The 22,672-nt window shown below is 39.0% G+C and carries 20 protein-coding genes and 1 tRNA gene; 1 reads left to right on the top strand and 20 read right to left on the bottom strand.

What is annotated here, in order from left to right:
- Positions 1–3: 3 nt before the first annotated feature.
- The 20 genes from QNM18_RS21330 to QNM18_RS21235 all read right to left on the bottom strand — a co-directional run bounded on the left by QNM18_RS21330 (position 4) and on the right by QNM18_RS21235 (position 22,164).
- Positions 4–1,170, bottom strand: coding sequence for a glycosyltransferase family 4 protein (locus QNM18_RS21330; RefSeq protein ID WP_284138379.1), 1,167 nt, complete (start codon positions 1,168–1,170; stop codon positions 4–6).
- Between the two features lie 91 nt (positions 1,171–1,261).
- On the bottom strand, positions 1,262–2,500 hold the full coding sequence (locus QNM18_RS21325) for an oligosaccharide flippase family protein (RefSeq protein WP_284138378.1): 1,239 nt from the start codon (positions 2,498–2,500) through the stop codon (positions 1,262–1,264).
- Positions 2,497–3,807, bottom strand: coding sequence for a capsular polysaccharide export protein, LipB/KpsS family (locus QNM18_RS21320; RefSeq protein ID WP_284138377.1), 1,311 nt, complete (start codon positions 3,805–3,807; stop codon positions 2,497–2,499). The genes QNM18_RS21325 and QNM18_RS21320 overlap by 4 nt, the downstream gene beginning before the upstream one ends.
- The gene (locus QNM18_RS21315; RefSeq protein WP_284138376.1) at positions 3,800–5,116 is read right to left on the bottom strand and encodes a hypothetical protein; all 1,317 of its coding nucleotides are present in this window, start codon (positions 5,114–5,116) and stop codon (positions 3,800–3,802) included. Before QNM18_RS21315 ends, QNM18_RS21320 begins: the two co-directional genes overlap by 8 nt.
- A 209-nt stretch (positions 5,117–5,325) precedes the next feature.
- Positions 5,326–6,096, bottom strand: a complete 771-nt coding sequence (locus QNM18_RS21310) for an oxidoreductase (RefSeq protein ID WP_284138375.1) — start codon at positions 6,094–6,096, stop codon at positions 5,326–5,328.
- The gene (locus QNM18_RS21305; RefSeq protein ID WP_284138374.1) at positions 6,089–6,784 is read right to left on the bottom strand and encodes an acylneuraminate cytidylyltransferase family protein; all 696 of its coding nucleotides are present in this window, start codon (positions 6,782–6,784) and stop codon (positions 6,089–6,091) included. The genes QNM18_RS21310 and QNM18_RS21305 overlap by 8 nt, the downstream gene beginning before the upstream one ends.
- 7 nt (positions 6,785–6,791) lie before the next feature.
- Positions 6,792–7,766 carry a Gfo/Idh/MocA family protein gene (locus QNM18_RS21300; RefSeq protein WP_284138373.1) on the bottom strand — a complete coding sequence of 325 codons (975 nt, stop codon included), beginning with the start codon at positions 7,764–7,766 and terminating at the stop codon, positions 6,792–6,794.
- Positions 7,763–8,827 (bottom strand): nucleotidyltransferase family protein, encoded by a 1,065-nt coding sequence (locus tag QNM18_RS21295; RefSeq protein WP_284138372.1) that lies wholly within the window; start codon positions 8,825–8,827, stop codon positions 7,763–7,765. Before QNM18_RS21295 ends, QNM18_RS21300 begins: the two co-directional genes overlap by 4 nt.
- Complete coding sequence (locus QNM18_RS21290) at positions 8,824–9,477, bottom strand: NeuD/PglB/VioB family sugar acetyltransferase (protein ID WP_284138371.1); 654 nt, start codon at positions 9,475–9,477, stop codon at positions 8,824–8,826. Before QNM18_RS21290 ends, QNM18_RS21295 begins: the two co-directional genes overlap by 4 nt.
- On the bottom strand, positions 9,467–10,537 hold the full coding sequence (gene neuB, locus QNM18_RS21285) for an N-acetylneuraminate synthase (protein WP_284138370.1): 1,071 nt from the start codon (positions 10,535–10,537) through the stop codon (positions 9,467–9,469). The genes QNM18_RS21290 and neuB overlap by 11 nt, the downstream gene beginning before the upstream one ends.
- Positions 10,534–11,202: a PIG-L deacetylase family protein gene (locus tag QNM18_RS21280; protein ID WP_284138369.1), complete on the bottom strand. Its 669-nt coding sequence runs from the start codon at positions 11,200–11,202 to the stop codon at positions 10,534–10,536. The genes neuB and QNM18_RS21280 overlap by 4 nt, the downstream gene beginning before the upstream one ends.
- The gene (locus tag QNM18_RS21275; RefSeq protein ID WP_284138368.1) at positions 11,199–12,086 is read right to left on the bottom strand and encodes a methionyl-tRNA formyltransferase; all 888 of its coding nucleotides are present in this window, start codon (positions 12,084–12,086) and stop codon (positions 11,199–11,201) included. The genes QNM18_RS21280 and QNM18_RS21275 overlap by 4 nt, the downstream gene beginning before the upstream one ends.
- A 7-nt stretch (positions 12,087–12,093) precedes the next feature.
- Positions 12,094–13,254 carry a UDP-N-acetylglucosamine 2-epimerase gene (gene neuC / locus QNM18_RS21270; protein ID WP_284138367.1) on the bottom strand — a complete coding sequence of 387 codons (1,161 nt, stop codon included), beginning with the start codon at positions 13,252–13,254 and terminating at the stop codon, positions 12,094–12,096.
- Positions 13,251–14,405, bottom strand: coding sequence for a LegC family aminotransferase (locus QNM18_RS21265; protein ID WP_284138366.1), 1,155 nt, complete (start codon positions 14,403–14,405; stop codon positions 13,251–13,253). The genes neuC and QNM18_RS21265 overlap by 4 nt, the downstream gene beginning before the upstream one ends.
- A gap of 12 nt (positions 14,406–14,417) precedes the next feature.
- On the bottom strand, positions 14,418–15,608 hold the full coding sequence (locus tag QNM18_RS21260; protein WP_211011922.1) for a UDP-N-acetylglucosamine 4,6-dehydratase: 1,191 nt from the start codon (positions 15,606–15,608) through the stop codon (positions 14,418–14,420).
- Positions 15,609–15,633: 25 nt separating this feature from the next.
- The gene (wecA, locus tag QNM18_RS21255) at positions 15,634–16,710 is read right to left on the bottom strand and encodes a UDP-N-acetylglucosamine--undecaprenyl-phosphate N-acetylglucosaminephosphotransferase (protein WP_211011921.1); all 1,077 of its coding nucleotides are present in this window, start codon (positions 16,708–16,710) and stop codon (positions 15,634–15,636) included.
- A gap of 44 nt (positions 16,711–16,754) precedes the next feature.
- Positions 16,755–17,708, bottom strand: coding sequence for a Wzz/FepE/Etk N-terminal domain-containing protein (locus tag QNM18_RS21250; protein WP_284138365.1), 954 nt, complete (start codon positions 17,706–17,708; stop codon positions 16,755–16,757).
- 69 nt (positions 17,709–17,777) lie between these two features.
- On the bottom strand, positions 17,778–20,399 hold the full coding sequence (locus tag QNM18_RS21245) for a polysaccharide biosynthesis/export family protein (protein WP_284138364.1): 2,622 nt from the start codon (positions 20,397–20,399) through the stop codon (positions 17,778–17,780).
- A gap of 126 nt (positions 20,400–20,525) precedes the next feature.
- Positions 20,526–21,329: a DUF481 domain-containing protein gene (locus QNM18_RS21240; RefSeq protein WP_284138363.1), complete on the bottom strand. Its 804-nt coding sequence runs from the start codon at positions 21,327–21,329 to the stop codon at positions 20,526–20,528.
- Positions 21,330–21,342: 13 nt separating this feature from the next.
- Positions 21,343–22,164, bottom strand: a complete 822-nt coding sequence (locus tag QNM18_RS21235) for a mechanosensitive ion channel family protein (protein WP_211011917.1) — start codon at positions 22,162–22,164, stop codon at positions 21,343–21,345.
- A gap of 182 nt (positions 22,165–22,346) precedes the next feature.
- Between QNM18_RS21235 and QNM18_RS21230 the strand changes: the two genes are divergently transcribed.
- Positions 22,347–22,422 (top strand) — tRNA-His (locus QNM18_RS21230).
- Positions 22,423–22,672: the final 250 nt, after the last annotated feature.

The raw sequence follows: 22,672 nt of genomic DNA, 5'->3' as shown, positions 1-22,672 counted from the left end.
CTTTTATTTAATTATCTCAAGATACATGCTGTTTAGCATTTCATCCCAAGAATACTCTTTCTCTGACATTACCCTAGCATTCGCCCCGATCTCTGCGCATAATTCATTGCTGCCTAACAATGAACTAATCGCGTTAACAAACTCTTTGGGCTGATCAGCGATCAAACAATTCTCACCATCGACAAACTCAATGCTTTCAGCGCCGATAGTAGTAGTTACGATAGGCAGGCCTTTATAACAGGCGGTAATATTTTTTACTTTCATACCACTGCCAAACTGCAACGGGCATATGAATACTTTCGCTTGAGACAACGCATCATTGAGGTCATCAACAAAGCCTAAACACACTACACCCTCATACTCTGACAACTGGTCTTTTTGCTGCTCACTTATTTTACCAATTAAGTGCAGCTGAACTTCACCATTCGTTTCACTGCGCAGAGTATCCCAGCAATTTTCTAAGAACCACAGCACACCATTAAAGTTTGGCTCCCAGTCTAAACCACCAAGGAATACCAAGTTATTCCCAAGGTCTTTAAAATTATTTGGTGCCGTATCCAGTAGGCTGTCTTCACCTAGGTGATAGGTTGTTGCAAAGCTCGCAGAATCACAACCAGCATTTCTCAAGCAAGCAATATCATTTGGCGCAGCGAATACCAGATCAGATGCCAATGCACTTTTTTTCTCATATTGAAAAACGCGCTTTGCCTCGCGCTTTAGCAATAAAGACTTGAGAATACTTCCCTCGATTGAAGCACGCCTTTCCCAAATATTAAATTCTGCATTATGCTCATGAAATATAATTTTACCAGCAAAAGAGTCTGGTACAAATTGATACATAAAGAAGTGATCAACAAAAATTATATCAGCCCAACTCGCCAACTCGTTAAATCGCTCACGATCAAAGTCTTCAGGAGTGTTTCTATATACGGATAGCGGGACTCCCTCAATATAGCTGCCTATCAAGTTTGCCAGCGTAGGCTGATACTTCTTATCATTGATTTTAACTTGATACATATTTTCTTGGCTAACAGGGTTCGATTCAGTTAGATAGAACTCTTTGACCTGAAACTTTTCGCAAAAATAAGCTAACAGCCTTTTAGTTTTATATAACCCGCCGCCTGCTACATTGACTGGCTCTCGCGGACTGATAAACAGCATTTTTTTCATTAGGAAACCATAGGTTTGTAGCTACCTTCAATGTTGACATCTACAGTAGCTACGAAAATATTTATTTAACAAAACTCTCTCGCAAACGAGCTTATTTACCCACGATGAGTAGCTCAGCTTTGCGCTGTTTTAAATAGAAATATGCACATGATAACGTTATTGCCACCTGAGCTGACAACGTTGCAGTTGCAGCCCCTATAAGCCCATACATTGAGATTAGCAATGGGTTGAGCAATAAGTTCACCGTACCAAACAAAAGCGTAATTTTAGCACACAACTTCGCTTTGCTTGACATAGAAAGGTACGTCGCAGTTGCGCTCAGAGCAAATTGCAAGAGAATTCCTACTAATAACAGCATAAACAGATCATTATACTGTATAAACTCCTCTCCCCATAAGCCTAATGCAAATTTAGATAGCAACATGGCTACAAAAAAGCCAACAATTGCAGCAAGTGACGCGTAAACACAAACTTTTTTAACCAAGTTGTGTACAGAACTTAGCTCCCCAGCCTTATAAAGCTGGCTAATTCTGGTAGAGATGACCGATGTAATCGAAGCATTTAAGAATAGCACCACTGCTGCTAATTTATAACATACATCATAATAAGCCAGCTGTTCATATCCAAGCAAAGCCGCGATAAATAACGTATCAGTGTAAATAAGCAATAACGCGGAGATTTGCGTTACTAGAAATGGGAGTGATCCGACTGCAATGGTTTTTACTTTCCTGAGGTCAAAAGTAAAGTTTGCCGATTCCAACCCCAGCTTTGGCTGACCTTTGTAAATTACAAAGCCGCTTGTCAACGCAAGGATGACTAATAGGGACATGTAAATGATGTCAGCATTTAGATAAATCAGAGAGCCAACAAAGCCAATGACAATGCCTAGTCTGAATACACCCCACTCAAGCAATTCTGACACCACAAATTTACTTTGAGATTTGAGTAGATAAGCTGCAAAATTAAGAAATTGAAAGAAAAATAGAACTGCAAAAAATACGGCAAACTCACCCCAATCAAAAGAGTCCGTTACAGCATTAAATATACCCGCTAAAATAATAAGAATACCGGTGTTAAAGGCTCGAAATAAACAAGCCTGCGCAAGTAAGTACTTATTATCTTCTAAAGACTCCCCGGAAAGCTCTCGCTGTACATAAATATTGCTACCAAGAGAAGAAACAATACAAAACACCATAGCCAGTGTCGTAAACAAAGCAAATTGGCCTAACTGGTATTCACCGTAAAACCGTGCAATTCCGATAGATACCAAAAATGCACATAACTGATTTAAAACCTTGATACCAAGGACACCACTTATTGCTTTTTTCAAGAATCAACCTTACTTTTACACACGTGTATGATGAGATCTTCAACGGCTTTAAGGTTTTGAACCTCAAATAGCTCCGGAAACAGCATAGGCTCATGTACAAAGCCAGTTACGCCAAACTCTTCCACAAGACCATTGGCATTGTCGCTAAATTCAGTATGTTTTAGTGCAGTTTCAACCAATAGTTTAAGCTGGTTGTTTTCCAAAGCTTGTCTGCCATCGAATACCCCTGGAAAAGAGGTGTAATATATATTTGAAAAAGCGATTGCTGGTTTACGAACATTCGCAGCCTCCAAACAACTAGTACCAGCTATAGTTAGCACCAAATCGGCTTTTTCCATTATATCCTTTGCATTCTCAGATAATGACAAAAACACAACATTCTTATTCTTTTTAAGCCGCTTAAATCCTCTAACAGATCTCGGGGAAAACTTATTTGGGTGCTCTTTTACGAGGATCACAACTTCATCACCTAGTTGCTTGCTCACTCTTTCAATTAGCTCAAATTGATCACTATAATAAGGTGATACGTAATCTGGCGTAGATTCAGGCTGAACGTGAAGAGGAAAGTAAAGTACTTTCTTAAAGGGCGCACTCAGTGCTTCTTGTAAGGTCACAGCACTATTTTTATATAAAGGTGCATATGTGCGCTTGTTTATATGATACGAAAAAGCGCTCAGCCACCAAAGAGGCTTCCACTCCCTGTAATCACTTGAAATTATTGTCTTGTACTTTGCTGGTATATTTCCTTTTTCAAAGCACTCTTTAACACGTAGGCAAATGTCACTGTAGCTAATTTTAAACTCAGCTTCTGTATGGCAATCAGCACATTCTGCCAAGCTAGACATACTATGGTCAGCATCAAACGTTACTGCACGCACTGTCTTAAGTGGTAAATACAGTAAATGACGGTATTTTATACCCTTTCTCTTACACAGCAGAAATACCAAATACTCTAACCCCCAAGAAATTTCTCCCAGCACGAGATCATAGCTTTTAGAATCAATAATCTTTTCAACCTGATCTACATAGTTACGCATCAACTTAATACTCAGACCACAGGGCAATAACTTAAGAAGTCGATCATTCTTAATAGCAATACGATACTCTTCTTCAGTAATAAGCTCATTCACCGATGTTGATAAAAAGCTGGCTTTAAGTTTATAACTCTTAAAAGGCAAACTATTAACTATACGATTTTTCTCATCATTAAAAACTATAAAGTCCATGTCAATATCACTAGAAAATTTCGAGACTTCTAGAAAAAAATCAAAGTTATTAAAGTTATCTAAATATAGAACTTTAGCCATTTACTGCCCCTTTTTTTGAATCTGAAGAGCCTAAAGAAGAATACTTATAAACAATTACGACAAGCAAATAAATCAGGAAGTTACCTGAGTAACCAGTTGAAGAGTTGCTTGTTGAATACACAAACACATAGAGGATAACGCCAAAATATACATACACTGATTCTTTTTTAGTTATAACCCGATTTAAGAAAAACACAAACAAGCCATAGATAGAAATAAAGCCCATCAAACCAAGCTGAGATATTAAATTAGCTAATGAAGATTCAACACCGACGCGATGGAATACGCCCCCCCACATAGAGTCAAACCTAAAACTACCTACGTTACCAATCCCGTAACCAAGAATATTGAAATGTATGAAAAATTCATACAAACCTTCCAAATGCGCAAACAACCCGAACTGAACAATCTGCGGAAATGCCAAAAAGATGAAAAAGCCGGCAAATAACATACCAAAAAGCAAAAAGGCAATTGTGTTGCAGTAAAATTTGAGTAAACGAAGAGACGCATATTTATACAATATCAGTATCGGTGTTAATAGGATAAAGAATATAATAAATCCTTTGGAGTATGTTAGAAAACCAGCAATCGTCGCCAACCACACAATTGCTTTTCTTTTAAATAGCAAACCAAAGATGACTGATGCCTGAGCTAGCGCAGCAGTTGTTGTTGGTTCAATATAAAAGGATATCAATCGTCTTGATTTTTGCCCGATTAAGTAATAAGTATCAAAAGTAAATAGTCTGGGGTAACCTTGTAACTGATCATGAGTATTTCCTGTAGAAGAAACTGAATTAGCATATTCATTCCAATACTCTAATAGGCCCATTTTTTCCCAGAAGGCCAGAGGCATCAGCCATTCAAAAATACCAAAAATCCAGAAAGCGGTTATAAACTTCGCCAGCAAATCAATGTTTTTAAATTTAAAATAAAATAAAAAAAAGTAAAAAACCAAAAAGGGAAATATAAACCTTCTGATATTATTAGCTACTACACGAACAAATTCGTCAAAAGTTACAGTATCAAATTCAATTGCGAGAATAGAAATAGAGATAGAAGTTAACAGGAGAAAGAAAAACAATATTGTAATATTTACTTTCTTATCTAGAAAGAACTTATAAATCACTCCAAATATCACAAAAGAAAACACTAGCATATCCCGCAGCAAGGCAGGTAAAGCCGCGACCAACTTCATGTCCGTAGCACTGTACATCAGTAATGATAAAAAAGGGGTAAAAAAGAATAGAAACAATACCACTTTCAGCATAACTTCTTGGTAATTTACTTTATTAAGCTGGGAAATATTCATCGTACTCTACATATTGCAACAGTTTTATTCATAGGTATGGTAATTATGGGCAGTATACGACATTAAGATTCTTTTTTAATTTTCTTAATACCTTTTACATAAAAAACGCAGGGGCTATATAAGCCCCAACAAATTAATATTCTACTTTTACGGTTGATGAAACTAGCTAATAGGTCTTAGATTAAAAAACCATTTCCAGAAACAGACAGTTAAATGGAAAACCCATCGTCAATGATGATGTTCTGGCCAGTAACAAACTTTGATTCGTCAGAAAGTAGAAAGGCAATTGACCCCATCATTTCATCCACATCTAACATACCAGCTCCATTAGTGTATGATTTGTATGCCGACAAAAAAGCATCTGGTTGGCCATCAAAGATCCCACCAGGGCTAATGCAGTTGACTCTAAAGCGACTGTCTTTAATGTACGACACTACATATTTATTCAAATGCTGAATTGCCGCTTTAATTGTCGCATACTCAACAGGCATCGTCATATTCGTATCATCGTAGATATCAAATTTTGGTGCGATTACACCATAGATAGAGGATATATTCACCAATGATAACGGAGTTTTATTGCGTTCAAAATAAGCTGCGGCTTGTTGCGTCAGCAAAAATGCACTGCCTAAGTGAAGAGATAAGTTCTCGTTAAAGCTTTGCAAAGAAACATCGAAAAACTTATTACCATAGGTTTTATTTCGAGGGTAAGCTGCATTAACAATACCATCTATTTGAAGTTCAGAGTTAAAAAAACGCTTTACTTCCATATCGTTAGTGATATCAAGCTCTTTCAATGTTAATAAGCTGTTCGCGTTATCAACTCCTTGTTTTGAAAGCCTCTCTCTCATTGCTGTGAGATTTAAATCTACCGCAACTATACTAACACGTTTATCGATAAGATATTTTACTAGCCTTGAACCAAGTAAGCCCCCTGCACCAACTACAAGAACGCTTTTACCATTCAACAAATTAGCCACTGATCCCTTCCTCTACAATAATTTCAGCAAGTTTAAAATCAAAAATATCATCAATATCAATAGCTCGTTCTTTTGGTACTTCAACAGCAGTCACTTTCCCCTCAAAGATACTACTGTGATTTAAAATAAAACTTGTCGAAGCAACATAAACCACGGTTGTAATATCATATACAGTTGGCGCGTCTTGTCTTCGCGCCACACCTTTCTCTGGCTTATTTACTAAGCCTACTAATCCATTATCATACACTTTAACCATATTAAAGAATGGAGAACGTGATGCTGGCGTAATCGATATACAAATATCTGATTCTTTACTTGTCTGTTTTTCTATTGCTAACTCTACATCTCCGACGCTTCTAAGAGGGCTGGTCGCGGGTAAACTGATAAACTGCTCAAACTTTCCAAAGCGCTCTGTTGCCCACTCTATAGCATGTTGCCAAGACAACCATTCAGGACTTGTATCTGAGGCTAACTCTGCCGGACGGTCTATGACTATTGCACCCGCATTTCTGGCGATCTCTGCAATTTCTGAGTCCTCAGTAGAAACAAACACTTTCTCAATAGATTCGACACTTTGCGCAGTCTCAATCGAGTACTGAATAAGCGGCTTACCTGCAAGTCGTCTAACATTTTTTCTAGGCAAACCCTTGGAACCACCACGCGCAAAAATAAAAGCAAAGTTACTCATTTAATTATTACCGTATAAAAATTGGAAAATTGTTTTTTACTACTTCTATTAACTCTACTACTTTCAAGGACTCTTCTAACGTAGCCAAAGAAGAACATTTTTCTTTACTTAAAAAGTCCTCAATCATATGTATATACATCTGATTCTTGTCCCATTCGGGCTCACTAAATAGGACTTCAGTTGTATTTCCATCAGAATAAGTAACTTCGTTTCTAATCAAATCCCAAAAAAGAGTACCATTGCTCCCAATGATTTTACACACTCTGTTTGGCTTGCGTTGCAGAAAATCTAGGTGAATATGAACTGAAGTATGATCTGAAGTTGTCGTTAATATATCTGCGCAATCTTCGACTTTTAGCCCAAGTTCTTTGGATGATTTTAAAGTTGCATGTTCAACACTCAAACCACCAAATAGCATAATTGCATAATCAATTTCATGGCTTAATTCTAGCAATGCACCACCACCGAGTTTGCTCGAAGCTGAGACACTATCTTTGTAGTTTTTATCACTTCTCCAATCAGGCAAGTACTGGCCAATTTCCACAAAAGCACTTTGAACTTCGCCTAACTTGTCACTTTTCAAGTAACTTTTTATAGTGTCAATTGAAGGTAAAAACCTTAAGCAATAGCCAACAGCAACCTGCGTATCAAATTTTTTCTGTGACTTAAGGATTTGGGCCACATCAACCGAAGACGCTGCCACAGGCTTTTCAATAATTGTAGGTATCCTGGACTCTATTAACGGTATTGCATGAGCAGCGTGCCATGGTGCAGGAGAAGCCACAATAGCAAGCTGTACCGACTCTAAATTTAGCTCATTAAAACTACTAATAACTTTATCACAATACTCTATAGTTTCATTGGGCACACGGCCGCTAGCAGACATAGCAAATACTGTTGAGTCAGGATATAGCTGCTTGATATTTTTTCTATGTCGCTTAGCTATGCTACCTAAGCCAATAACAATTGCATTATTTATCACAGTGTTATCCCAAGGGAGTAAATATCAGCCTGTGCTTTTTTAAAGTCATCGTGGCGACCTATATCAAGCCAATATTCATGGATTGGAAACTTGAGGACTTTCTGGCCGGACTGGTGTTTTTGTTCAAAAAGTGTCGGCATATCCAAATATTCATCTTTGCCTTTTAAAGACTGTACAACCTTATTTGAGATAACATAAATACCCGCATTGACAAAGTATCGATATGTAGGCTTTTCAACAATTGCAGAGATTAAATTGCCTTCACCTTCAATCACACCAAAAGGTACCTTGATTTCATAGTCCCTAACGCACATGGTTGCATCTGCGGTATGCTCTTGATGAAAATCTAAAACTTTTGAGAAATCAACATTGGTCAATATATCACCATTTATCATAATTAATGGCGCTTTCGGTAAGTCACTAGGCAATAAAGACAATGCCCCTGCAGTACCTAGCGGTTTATCCTCATGAACGTACGTTATATTGATGCCTAACTCTTTGCCATCTTTGAAGTAGTTTGTAATAACCTCAGATAGATAATGCGTGGAAATATAAAAATTGTAAAAACCAAAAGATTTAAAATGCTTGATCAAAGTTTCAAGCATTGGTTTATCGCCTACCTTCAGCATTGGTTTTGGGCAGTTATCAGTCAAGGGCCTTAGCCTTGTACCAAACCCACCTGCCATGATAAAAATCGGGTTTTCACGCTTTTCAATTTCTAATGTTTCATAAAGCGTTTTTAACCCTATAAGTTTGCCTGAACTATCAACAAGTGGGAGTGAAAGTATTTTTCGTTCTTGCATAATCGATTGATGTTCTGCAGAACTGAGAGAGTCCAATGCATAAATAGGCGTAGAGTTCATTACAACGCTAACAGGCTCAGATAATTCAACACCCGAAAGTATACCTCGACGAATATCGCCATCTGTAACAACACCAGCTAACTTATCACACTCTAAAACAACAACTGCAACCCTGAGAGCTTCTTTGTCAATTACTTGCAGAGCCTCTCTGATAGTCGTATCTGGAGATATTACTACTTTTTTCCAATCTATTGTCATAATTTCCGCTGTTCTTTAATTGCTAGCCTTGATCCGAAAGCGATCACACCTTCTTGCAAGTCCGCTGTTACCGATGCGCCAACACCGACGATCGTGTTTTTACCTACCGTAATGTTATTGATTATATTAGCTCCGGTAGCTATATGCACACCATCTTCTATATTAACTTGGCCACTCATTGTTACGCCGGGCGCAATATGACAATTAGCCCCAATTAGGCAGTCATGATCAATGGATGCCGATGTATTGATTATAGTATTTTCTCTAACTGACGAACCTATACAGATCACTGCATTTTGCATGACCTGAACACCTTCTTCTAACAGAGTATTTGGCGAAACTATTGCTGAATCAGCTACTACTGTAGCAAACCGATAACCTTGCTCTTTAAATCGTGTAAATATCGCCTTTCTCAGCACTTGATATGGCATAGCACCAATTGCATTCACCAGTTCAACCTGATCCGTTCTGAATTTAAACACATCGTCATCAGAGGTATAATGCGTAAAGCTCCCTAAAGATTGAAGGCTTTGCGAAAGCTCAGGTGCTACTACAGCTAATATCTCCCGGCCTTGTTGTTGTATAATTTCAGCAAGGCCAGCGGCGTGCCCACCACCACCTATTAGAATAACAGGTTTATTACTCTTCAAATAGCTCACCAACTTCATAATCTCGCGACGCGGTTTTACCGAGCACATCCCAGTATTTTAGTGGAGACATACCATCACCTGGACGCTTAACACTTAAATGCTCACTGGTAATTTCTTCACCTTGCTTTAGAGAAGTTGCTACAACCAAGCTCTTGCGCACAACCGCTTTATTTTTTACCTCAGAAGGCCTTGGCCCTTTTATTCCATCACCTAATACTTTTTCTGCGATTCTAATTCCATCGACCATCGCCTTAAGCTCTTGCGGGTCAAGTGACGCATTATGGTCAGGTCCTGGAAGCGATTTATCGGTTGTAAAGTGTTTTTCTATCAATACTGCACCTTTCGCCACCGCAGAAATAGGAACTACAATACCTTCGCTGTGATCTGAATAGCCCACGGCTAACTTGAATGCATCTCTCATCGTATCCATCGCGTTGAGATTTATATCTGCAAAAGGCGCTGGATACTCGGTTGTGCAATGCAGTAGCGTTACCTTTTCCTTCAATATAGCTTTACCGGCTTCAGAGTAGTATGCTTCAATCAAGCTATCAGGGGTTGGGCTTCCCTCTTTATTTAAGTAGCCGAAAGCAATCACAGATAGAACCTGCTCTATATCCGTTAACGTTGCCATTCCTGTAGACACAATTAAGTCACAACCTGTTCGCGCATGTTCAAGTACGAGTGGGGCATTTGTGATTTCGCCTGACGGCAACTTCAAACGTGTAACACCTAAATCATTAACCAGAAAGTCTAAACTTTCCGAGTCAAATGCAGTAGAAAGAAATTCAATACCTAAAGTATTACAATATTTGACTAATTTATGATGCGTTTCATAGCTCAACTCTAAACGCTTTAGCATATTATACTGGGATTCTTGCTGCCCAGTATTTACAACTTGGTAATCAGCTTGCTTCGCTGACTCTGTTACTAAATTTTTTGCTTTAAACGTTTGAAATTTGACAATATCCGCTCCGGCTTTATGAGCAGCATCTACGAGTTGGAATGCCAAATCATCGTTGCCATTATGGTTAACACCGGCCTCGGCTATAATGAGTGTCATAGGATCTCCTTTATTAAAACAAAGGCTTCTGCCGCTTCTGAGTTACACTGAACTCCCCTTACATGCGCCAATGCTTCAAGGGCTTTTCTTGAACGAGGAAATGGAAAGTCGTGAACTTCAGACTCAAACATCTCAAGTATGTCCAGTTTATCGTTTAATTGATTAGCAATATCGACATACACAGTTGGTTTAAAACCGCCATCCTCCGGCTTCATACCAAAATCTGTTTCTGACATCGTCTCGTATGCCAAAACTTTTTTGACAAATGGGTAACGGAAAGATTTGGTTGCAGACATAACAGCATCAAAAACAATCTCGTGATCACTATGTGCATCGTTTCTATAAACGGTAAAGACAATTTCTGGTTTTATCTCATTAACTACTTTACAAATAGGCCCAATGACCTCGCCCTTAGGAAGCGTTTCCAGCATTGCAGCAGGAAGGTTTAGTTCGAGTGTGGATTCAAACCCGTACTTTTCAGAAACATCCTTAATTACCTTACTTCTAGTTTGTATTTGCTCTTGAGAAAACCCAACTTCTTTAGTCATGCATGTAACAAGTAACCAGTGTACTTTATAACCCTGACTTATTAATTTGAGAATTGTTCCTCCACAACCCAGCGTTTCATCATCCGCATGGGGAGCCACAACTAAAACTGTCTTCATAAAAAGTCTCCAACAGCAATATTATTCAATGTTAGACCACAGATAAAAATAGCTTCATCACCCGCGGTCTTAACCAACAGGCTAGTTTCAGTCTTGCCTAAGACTTTTCCCGGCTCAATATTTGTGGGGTACTTTTCTTCTGATAAAGCACTGCTTTGAACTGTAAAATGCTGACCTTCATAAACAAATTCAGCACCAGGGTATGGTGATGCTAAAGCTCTTACTAAATTGTGAATAGATACAGCACTCATTCGAAAATCAATCAGGCCATCAACACGACTTCTTTTTCTCCAATAAGTCGCTTTATCGTGGTCTTGCTCGACGAATTGAGCTACTCCATTAACTAAGTCAGTACCTAATTTTGATAATTGTATTTGTGTGACATCTAATATTTTTTTATACAAACTGGTGGCGTTGTCAGTTGCTTCAATCGTTACTGGGACCTGACTAACAATAGGGCCAGAGTCTGCACCTGCATCCATTTTAAAAAATGTTGAAGCAGTTTCATCCAAACCTAATGCCAACGCCCAAATAATAGGATGTCTACCCCTGTTGCTAGGCAGTTTAGCAGGATGAAAACCTATTACGCCTTGTTTAGGCAGTGACAGCATTCGTTCACTTAGTAAGTAACTCCACCCTATGCAAAATACGATATCAAGGTCATATGCCGCTAGAAAGTCAACTGAAGCTTCTCTTTCTTTTGGATCTTCGAAGTGAACAGGTATATTGTTTCCAATACATATATCTGTCAGATCACAAAAGTCGGTATTTACTGCTGAGCACTCTCTCGTAACAACCGCTGAGACATCTAAGCCATCAATACCAATTAAAGTTTCTAGTGCGACACGACTGGAGTCGACACATCCAATAAATCCAGCTTTCATTGAGCCTCTACTTAATATCGTAAAATGATTTGAATACTAAATCGGTAAGATCTGCATTCAAAATTGTGTCCAAGATCATTTCGGAGCTACCTCCGTCACCATAAGGGTTAGAAGATTTTAAGCATTTTGCTTTAAATGATTCACTCAATGCGCAATCTAATGCAGCTTTAATCGATTCTTGATCGCCACCACAGTTAATCACTGTATCACCCGCAATACGTCCCTTTTGGCGGTTGCCAATATTGATCGTTGGAACCCTGAATGTCGGCACTTCAATCAGCCCGCTTGATGAGTTTCCTACTACTAAGTCGCAGTGCTTCAGTGCGCTAAGGTATCTCAATTGCCCTAAGGACTGTACAAGCGATACACGCCCACTCATTTCTTGAGCAAATTTTTCTAACAATGGTATTAGTGCACGGCCATGAGTATCTGCGTTCGGAAACGTAATAATAAACTTATGATTTGGATACTGTCTCAATGCCATTAAAAGTGCTTCGAGATCATCCACTGCACCATCACTGCTCAATGTAACTGGGTGGTATGTAACCACCATATAGGGAGAATTAACCACATCAAAACCAAGAGAAGTAGATAACTCTTCTCTTGATAGCAAGTCCAAAGCTTTTATATTATCAATCCCTGGAGCGCCAACATTGTAAACATTGCTTGGTTGTTCGCCCAGCTGAATAACTCTTTGTTTGTATTCTTCAGTAGCAGTAAAGTGCAAATGAGACATCTTAGTGATGGAGTGGCGAACGGCTTCATCAATCAGGCCTTCGGTAGTTTCACCACCATGAATGTGTGCAATTGGGATCTGAGCAACCATAGCAGCTTGACAAATAGCCATCGACTCAAATCGGTCTCCCAAAACCACCAACAGATCAGGTTTTGTTCTTTCCAGTGCATCTGCGGCACCTATTAACGCCAGCCCCATAGACTTAGCAATCCCAACAGGTGTATCTGATGACAATAAAAACTCTAACTTTTCGCAAACTTGGAAGTTATCAGCTTCTATCTGGTCGATTGTTTTTCCAAACTCAGGAGACAAATGCATACCACCTACATAAAGCTGCAACTCAGCTTCAGGTGATAACTCCAACCCTTTGATAACCCAATAGAGGAGACCATATTCAGCACGTGTCCCTGTAAAAACAGCTACTTTTCTCATAATGATTGAATCTCCAAAGGCGAGCTAGGTAAATTAATTAATCTCGATTCGATAAACTCTGAGTTATGTAAATTGCCGCAAAGCGCATCTTTGAACATAGGTAGTCTATGCATTAGCTGCCAAATAGGCCGAGTCATTACACCAGCAGCATTGGTCTCTTGTAATACAAAGTCCCTTGACTCTTTATCAGGACAAATAATGGCATTCAGCCAATAGTTTGACTTTGCATACTCAGGTTCAGTAACAAATGTAAGGTCTGACTTTTCGAAAAAAGATTGATACAACTTTGCAAGCGCTCGCTTTTGACCAATAAACATTTCCAGCTTCTCTAGCTGTGCGCAACCTAAAGCTGCGTTTAAATTTGGCATCCGATAATTGAAGCCAGCTTCGTCATGATAAAACTCGAATGGGTGGGGCACCTTTGCTGTAGTGGTTATATGCTTGGTATGAGCGCCAGCTTCCGCTGATTTACACAAAACTATACCACCACCGCCCGTTGTTATTATTTTATTGCCATTAAAGCTAACTGCACCAAACTCACCAAAAGTCCCCGTATGCACGCCTTTGTAGTATGAGCCCAAGCTTTCTGCAGCATCTTCGACAATGGTAATATTCCATTTACTACATACTTGCATTAACTCATCTAGCTCAACAGGATGGCCAAAGGTGTGCATAGGTACTACAGCCTGAAAGCGCTGCTTAGTTTGTTTATGAATACACCCTTGTTCAGTTTGAATTGCATGTTCCTGCAAAAACTCATCTAACGCTTTAGGGCATAATCCTAAGCTTTTTGGCGATACATCAACAAAAACAGCTTCTGCCCCCATATGGTGCACAGCGTTACACGTTGCCACAAATGTTAAAGCCTGAGTAATTACAAGATCACCGGCGCGGACCCCAGCCATGTACAAAGCAGCATGTAATGCAGCAGTACCATTTACCGTAGCAACCGCCTTAGCAGAACCTGTGAACTCTTCCATTTTTGTTTCAAACTCATCGACAAATTTACCCACACTTGAGACAAATGTACTGTCAATTGTTTGAGTAACATAGGCTTTTTCATTACCTTGAAATGTAGGCGCATGTAGTGGAATAAAGTCATTTGTTGCGTAAAGTTCGCGCACAAAGTCATTGATTTTTAATGGCGTCATTATGGCTCCAAATCACATTTTGCTGTCGAGGTACTTACCTGTTTCTTTATGTCCAAAATCAGGGATCATAGTAAAGAATAGCTTTACGATTTCCTCTTTGCTCCACTGCTTGTCTGACTTATATTTGGCAATAGTATTTTCGAACAACTCTAAAAGCTCATTGTCATAAAGCGCTTCGTTTTTGATAATGCCTAGATTTTCGAATCGCTCCATGTCCAACACTTCTTTATCGGTGAAAAACTCTTCAAAATCTTTCTCACCAGTTGTATCACTTGAAGTAAATAAACAAGGCCACTTACCTTCTGCAGGTAGTGTTTTGGCAAGCTCTCGCGCTTCATCTTCGTCTTTACACAAGTAAGGTTCATAACCGCGTTCATTGAGGTATTTAACAGCGATATCTGCAAAAGTGATAAGGTGTAAAGACTCACTCAATTTAGGGAAGAAGATATCTCTATTTTCACCGAATATACACGACATTAAACATAGTTCACCGGACTCCTGAGGTACAACAAAATAACGTTTGATATCACTCGGAGCTACGATAGGCTGCTTCTTCTCGATACGCTGATTAAATCCGTGTAACAAAGATCCATCAGAAAATGCAACATTCGCAAAACGAGCTGTAGAAATATCAATCTCTTCACTGCGACGCATTAAGAACATTTCCATGATACGCTTTGATGCACCCATCATATTGACTGGGTTTGCAGCTTTATCAGTTGATACACAGAAGTATTTCTTTACACCCTTATCAATAGACTGCTGAATTGTCTTCTCTGTATTGAAAACATTTACATCAATCATACGCATCAGAGTGAACGGGTCTTTTTCACTGCGTACGTGTTTCAATGCTGATAGATTTAAAACATAATCATACTCGCCATCAGCCTTGATAAAGGCATCATATTCAATTGAACCAATATCTAGAGCAAACGTTTGAAAGTCACCGTCTATATAACCAAAAGAACTGCGAATATCACGAACCAACTCCACCATGTTGTTTTCACTAATATCAACAACATGAAGTTTCTTTGGGTTTCTTTTAAATATTTCTTTGGTGACGGCTTGGCCAATTGAACCTGCACCACCTAACACCAAAAACCGAGATGTAGATACTGCTTTTTTTAGTTCTTCTTCAGCAGCTAAGATATCTTGAGTAAATAATGCTTCTTTTCTGCCAATCAAATTGAGAGTTTGTTTCATGCTGAATCTCTTAAATTAACTTTTACTAACGTTTGGAAAGTCGTTTATCACGATGCTTTCTCACCCAAGTCGTGATTTTCCATACATGCATCAAAGCAAAGTTGTAAATTAAAAACAGCGACAAAAATATTGAAAACATTACCCACTCAGGTACACCTAAGACTTGCATCAAGCATCCAGCAATTGCGATGACAATTGCTATTAGGGAAATGTAGAGTAACGACCTTTTACGGCTGAATCCGATACGTTCAAAAATATGATGCAGATGCTCTCTGTCTGGTTTAAACGGAGATTTACCTTTTTTCACCCGTCTGTACATAATTGCAACCATATCCATAAATGGAACAGCTATTAGATACAAAGCTGTGACAGGTTTTAAAATTGCCTCTGCGTCTCCTTTCGTATCGACACCAACAATAAGTAACCAAACAACGGTGAAGCCAATAAGCATGCTGCCTGCATCACCCATAAATATTTTGTGCACTGAGCGAGAGGGCCAACGCAAATTGTACATAAGGAACGCCAAGATTGCGGCCATAAATACAGTTGGTAAAATAGCCCATTGGCTACCAGTGTAATAGTACAGGAAGCCTAAGCAAGTGAATGAAACCAAGCTCAACATACCTGCAAGGCCATCAATACCATCTACCATATTGAATGCATTGATCGCACCCACAACAGCGATCACAGTAACAACCACGCCAAACTTGCCAAGATATAACTCAAAATCGTTACCTAGAATATATCCGAAGCTATCTATGTACAGGCCTGATTGTGAGATCAAAAATAGCGCAGCGATTACTTGGATCAAGATGCGTGACTTTACCGATAACTCAAATCTATCGTCTAACACCCCTACAATCAGTATGGCTGTACTTGATATTACATACACGATTAAAAGGTCATCTCTAAAAAACAGTAATGAAGAGAGCAATATGGCTATATAAATTGCAATCCCTCCAACTAAAGGGATCTCTCCTTTATGTTGCTTACGCGCACATGGCGAATCGACTAGCCCATATTTAATAGATAACGGATACACCAAATAAACGGCTAAAACGCAAGCAACGAAAGATGTTATAAAAGGTAAAAAATAAACCATCTAAGACTTCACTCAGTTTAATTAGTAAGGGTGCAACCCTTTACCTAACCCTTTTGACCATTTCTAAATAAGCCAATAAGAATAATTACAATTCCAACAATAAATCCAAATACAGTACCTGCGACACAGATTACAGCGCGCTTAGGTGAGTGCTTCAACTCAGGTACAATCGCAGGATCTATTGTTTTAAACACATATTCAGCGCGAGATTCGGAGAACATAATAGTCTTAACTTGCTCTTCAATTAAGCCAAATAAAACCGTTTTAAGCTCAGCGATATCGTTCTTTGAAAGCTGCTCTTCTAAAAACTTTATACTTTTCTTAGCTTCAACAACATCCATAGTTTTAATCGTTTGATTAATTTCCATTACAAGAAGCTCGACCCAACGCTGTGCAATTTCTGGTGATTGATGGTCAATACTGATTGTTACATAACCAGTATCCTTAGCTTCGTTGACCTCAAAGATCTTTTTAAATTCTATATATGCTTCTTGGCGAGAAGGCCTAGCTGTCTTTGGCGGCTCAACATCCCTTACCCAAGTTTTACTATCAACATCGTATAACTCTTCGTCATAAACAATTTCATTTTTGCCCTGTTCCCACTCTTTTACTGCCATTAAATCTGGCAGTAAGTCATGTTTTTCAATGAAACTCTTAATGAATTGTCTCGACTTTAAAACTTCTAATGCTAGCGTTGTTTTATCATCGCCTCCACCCAAAGAAATCCCGGTTAGCCCAGCGATTCCTCCTAGTTGACCTGCTAACCCACCAAGGTTCGAGCTTTTTGATTCATGTGCAGGAGAAAGCAGCACTTCTGATTTATATATATTTGGTAATGACAAAGATAGCGCAATAGATAAAACTGCGAAAATCGATGTGATGCCAAATAAAAACCACTTCCTTGAGGCAACGACGGTAAACAGTTCAGAAACATCAACTTCATCTTTTTCGAATCTAGATTGATAACCGTCTTCAGTATTTAATTTAGATGTTTCCATTGAATCTCTTATTCCTACTCTCTAACCACTGCACATTTAAAAAACTATAAAATGAATACACTGTAATGCCTATATTCGCGCAATAGCAGCGACACCAACACCTAACTGATAAAAGATCTGTGTTGCTGTACTCCACAACGTTAGGTTATCCATATGAGAGGCATCCATTGGAACAACAATAGTATCTCCTGGGCCTAATTCATGTTCATTACTTACAGCAAACCAACTTGATGATTTGGGGATAAATACCGCACCATTTGCTTTAATGACATAAATCTGGTCTTCTTTCGCTCTGTCTTTCACGCCACCACTCAACTCAAGGTATTGATCGATAGTTACACCTGATTTAAATAAGTGAGATGAAGCATAGTTAACTTCGCCAATAATAGAAATAGAATCTTGCTTTCCTGGAACATATAAAGCATCGCCATCTTGTAAAACAACAGAGTCTTTATTTTCCAGTATATTTGGTAAATCAATTACTAATCGACCAACTGCTTTAACACTAGCAAGATCTTTTAAAAGCATATTCATTTCGTCATAGCTAATACTATTGTTCTGTCCGATTGAATTTTGGAAGCTTTTAGAAGCGATATCTTTCCTTAGCTCATCGGATAGTTTTGCTAGTTGAAGCTGCTCTTGCTCTTTAATTGATTCACGAGTGAATACAGCAGCTTTTGGCTCTGCATATTCAGATAATCCACCTGCACGCTTGATAACATCTTGCAGCGTTTCACCACGACTCACTGTATAAGTTCCGGGGAAACGCACCTCGCCTTCTACCGTTACCTTATAGCCATTTAGCCAATTTGGTTGCATAAGAATGTTTAGCGTGTCTCTGCTTTGCAGCTTTATATCAAGCGCTTCGTGTTCATTAAAATTGACTTGAATATGCTTAAACTGCTGATCTTTCTGGTTGATAAAACGCGTAAGTTCTGCACGCTGGGCATAGGCTGACTCTAATACACCACCGGCAGCATCAATGGCTTTACCAACAGTCGCATTTTTTGCAAGCGGGTATACACCAGGGAAACGTACCTGCCCTAATACTTCAATGGTTGCAGACTTATCAGATGACGAAGCTTGAAACTCAAGTCGTTTTAATAGAGGTTTAAGTAATTCTGTACGACTGAAAGTTGCATATTGTCCTTCTTGAGGCTCTAAATCATCTTCTAGCAACTCAGCCTTCTCTAACTCAATTTGTACAATATCATCAAAAGTTTGTACTTTGTTTTTAAACTCTTGATACTCAAATAAGTGCCACAACTTAACTTTTTGTTGCTGAATTTTTTGCTCTTCAGTTAATGCCAAATTTGCCAGAGCTTGCTCTTCAGTCTCTCTCAGTTCAAAGCGGCTAAAGATATATATTTCATCATTTTTTTGTAATGCCATATTTTTGCTTTTTAAGGCATCAGCTAAAGAAAATTGAATAACTTCTACATCACCTAAAACAGACTTTTCCCTGACCACTAGCGCATAGCTATAATCAGCTTGAGGTAGTAAATCTGATTTTAAGTTACTTAACAGCTGATCTACAGTCATTCCTGACTGCCACTCATATAGCCCAGGCCTTACTACTGCACCAATTAAAGTGACTGAATCCACCACTTCATCGTTAACACTTTGTACCACATAGTGGTCACCGCCTTGTGGGGCGAAATCGCTATCTTCTGACGAAAAGTCTGCCGACACAGCAAGGTTTTTAGTACCATTCATGATTCGGCGCACTTGAACACGTTTAGTAAACGCATTCTCTTTAAATCCACCAAACATTTTAACAAGTGACTCTTTGTCGTCCTTCGCGGTCAATTCAAAAATGCCAGCACGTTTTACTGCACCTTCAACTGAAACTTGAGGTCCTACAGAAGGAATAAATACAACATCACCTGAGCGTAAACTAACATCACCACTTGTATCACCATTCAATAGTAAATCGTATAGATCTAAGACCGCTACGGTCTTTCCTGCACGTTTTACTTGAATATTACGTAAGCTTGCGATTTCTGTCAGTCCACCACTAACATATAGAGCGTGCGTCACCGTAGATAAAGGAGATACTGTGTAGCTACCTGGTTTATAAGCTTCACCAACCACCATTACACGCATTGAGCGTAATTCAGCCATTGAAATAAATACATTTAAACCAATCGCCTCTTTTGCAATTTTATTTGCGACTAGCTTTTTTAATTCATCATATGTCAGGCCAGCTACTTGTACTGGTGAAAAATCCGGAATAGTTAACCTGCCTTCGTTGTCTACTAGTAAAGTATGTGTAGTGCTTTCTTTACCATAGAGATTTACACTTACAGAGTCACCACGGCCAATGATGTAATCAGATGGTACAGATGCGATTTCAGTAGGTGCAAAAGAAGTTGGCTCACCAGAAAACAGTTCGTAGCCAAATGGTGTCAAAGGGTCTTCAGTTGGGTCAAATTCATCTTTTTGCTTTTCGACGTCTTCCTCATCAGTATTTCGGGGTCTAATGCTAGATTTGAAGCCTTCAGAATCTTTATTCTTATCTGTTGAGTTGTTGAGGCTAGAGACATCAAAACCATACTGGCGGGCAAGTGCTTCTTGTTGCGCTTTAGGTAACTTCGAAAATTGTTCAATTTGCTCTGGTGTAGGCGTAAAAGCCACAGAAATAGCACTAAAACTTAGCAAAACAAAAACTAATATTCGTTTAAGAATCATCTGATTTATACACCCTGAAGCACATCAAAAATTTAAGACTGCGCATTTTACACGAGATCAAACCAATAAAAAAAGGGCCAAAGCCCTTTTTTTTGTCATATCTTTGTTATCAAACGTACCAGCACGTTAAAAACTGTAAACCAGAGTCAACGATGTTTCTGTATCCGTTTTCTCTTTGTCATCGTCAACCTCCGAATTGTTAGTGATTTTATAGGCCACTTTCATTTGCAAAGAGCCATTAACTTTTGCCAGCAGTGCAGTTTCTGATTCTGTCTTTGTGTTCGTATCACCGTACTCTATTGCCACTACTTGGGTAAACTTAGCATTGTCAGACAGTGTCCACTCGTAATCAAGTTTTGCAACACCTATCGCTTCACTCTCCGTTTCTCCTGCCAAAGACTTCCCATCTTTGTTAGTCTCTGTACTGTCTTCTTGATATTCAAAGCGCTTTATACCCGGCCCAATTTCAAAATCAAGGTACATATCACTGCGCTTTACAAGTCTCAATCCATACCCTACCGAAAATACTGTTTCGCTACGATACGCGCCAAAATAATCGGAGTCATATGCACCGTAAATAAACAAATGGCTGTGGTCCTCAACTAGCTTGTAATTTCCCTGCACAGATAAAGAGTACTTTTCATTGGTACGCTCTTTTACTCTTTCGCCATCTTCATTTTCTATTTCATCTTCTTTGAAAATACCATCGACTTTATATTCGTTGCGCCAATTATCTAAGTGATGTTTCGCTTTGATTTCACCTTTTAGAGTAGTTGTTTCCGTATTACCGCTCGTCACAATAGCGCCTACTTCACTCGTTATATCCCACTCTTTCTCTTCAGCAGGCACACTATCAGAGCTTGTTTCTTTAGCTGCTAACTGTGACGACATAGCGACTAATGCACACAGAGAGATCAGTTTTAATTTCATTCTAAAATCAACCTTATTTTTCAGTTTTTTGTAAGTGCACATCCATTTGCGGATACGGAATATTAATTTGTGCATCATCTAATGCATTTTTAATGTTTTCAAGCAAATCGAAATACGTTGGCCAGTAGTCACCGGTGTTCACCCATGGTCGAACAGCAAAGTTTACACTAGAGTCTCCCAACTCTAACACGGCCACAGTATAGCTTGGGTCATTCAAGATTCGAGATTCACTTGTCAGGACCCCTTCTAACACTGATTTAACCTGCTTGAGGTCGGCATCATAACTAACCCCAATGACTAAATCGATACGTCTGGTCAACTCTCTGGAATAGTTTACTATCGCGCCAGACATAACTGAAGAATTGGGTATTATAATGACTTTGTTGTCAGGCGTAATCAATTCTGTAGAAAAGATTTCAATCTTCCTAACACTGCCGGATTGACCGCCAGCATCAATATAATCACCCGACTTAAAAGGCCTCAGAATAATGATGAGCACTCCAGAGGCAAAATTAGATAATGAACCCTGCAACGCTAAACCAACAGCCAAACCTGCTGCACCTAAAATAGCAATGAAAGACGTGGTTTCAACTCCAACCTGTGACAATGCCATCAGTAGCGTAGCGACAAAACCTAATGCGTAGACAATATTCGATAAAAACACACCAACTGCTTTATCTACCTTCCGATTGCAAATTGCCTTTTCAGTTAAGCTCGATAAAAAGCGTGTAACTCTGAGCCCTATAAAGAAGATGAGTAAGGCGAGCAGACCTTGGAGTATATAGTGCATAACCAAATCTGAATTGTTATTGAACCAATCGAATAATATGTCCATAAAGTTTCCTGTTACCGAGATTTTTGTACAACCATTAACAACAGGTATAAATATTAGTCACAATGTGGAAATTTTCCCCAAACCGACAAAAATCTTCAAAAAAATAAAAAAAGGCTTTGCATTAAATGAAAAGTTCTGTAATATGCGCGCCACACCCAAGAGGTGTTACACGAAACATTGTGGCGGCTGTAGCTCAGTTGGTAGAGCCCTGGATTGTGATTCCGGTTGTCGTGGGTTCGAGCCCCATCAGTCGCCCCATCTCCCCTTCTTTTATCGTGTAATCTAAAATAATTCAAAAACATCCCTAAAAAATATAAAAACATCTTTTCAACGTTGTGATTCACACTGACATATCTTCTGTGCATTGGATTTGCGTTGCGACGATTGTTTCATTCAAACCCACTCACTTATACGATAATCCTTCACAGCACAGCTTCTCTAGCGCATTTTGAGTACGCGCTTTCGATATATGGTTCTAAAAGGGTAGAGTTCTACTCGCAAGCTTACA

Source organism: Pseudoalteromonas obscura, from assembly GCF_030135505.1.
GTDB classification, from domain to species: Bacteria; Pseudomonadota; Gammaproteobacteria; order Enterobacterales; family Alteromonadaceae; genus Pseudoalteromonas; species Pseudoalteromonas obscura.
Note: the sequence above shows the minus strand (reverse complement) of the source record. Positions and strands in the feature narration are given on the sequence as shown.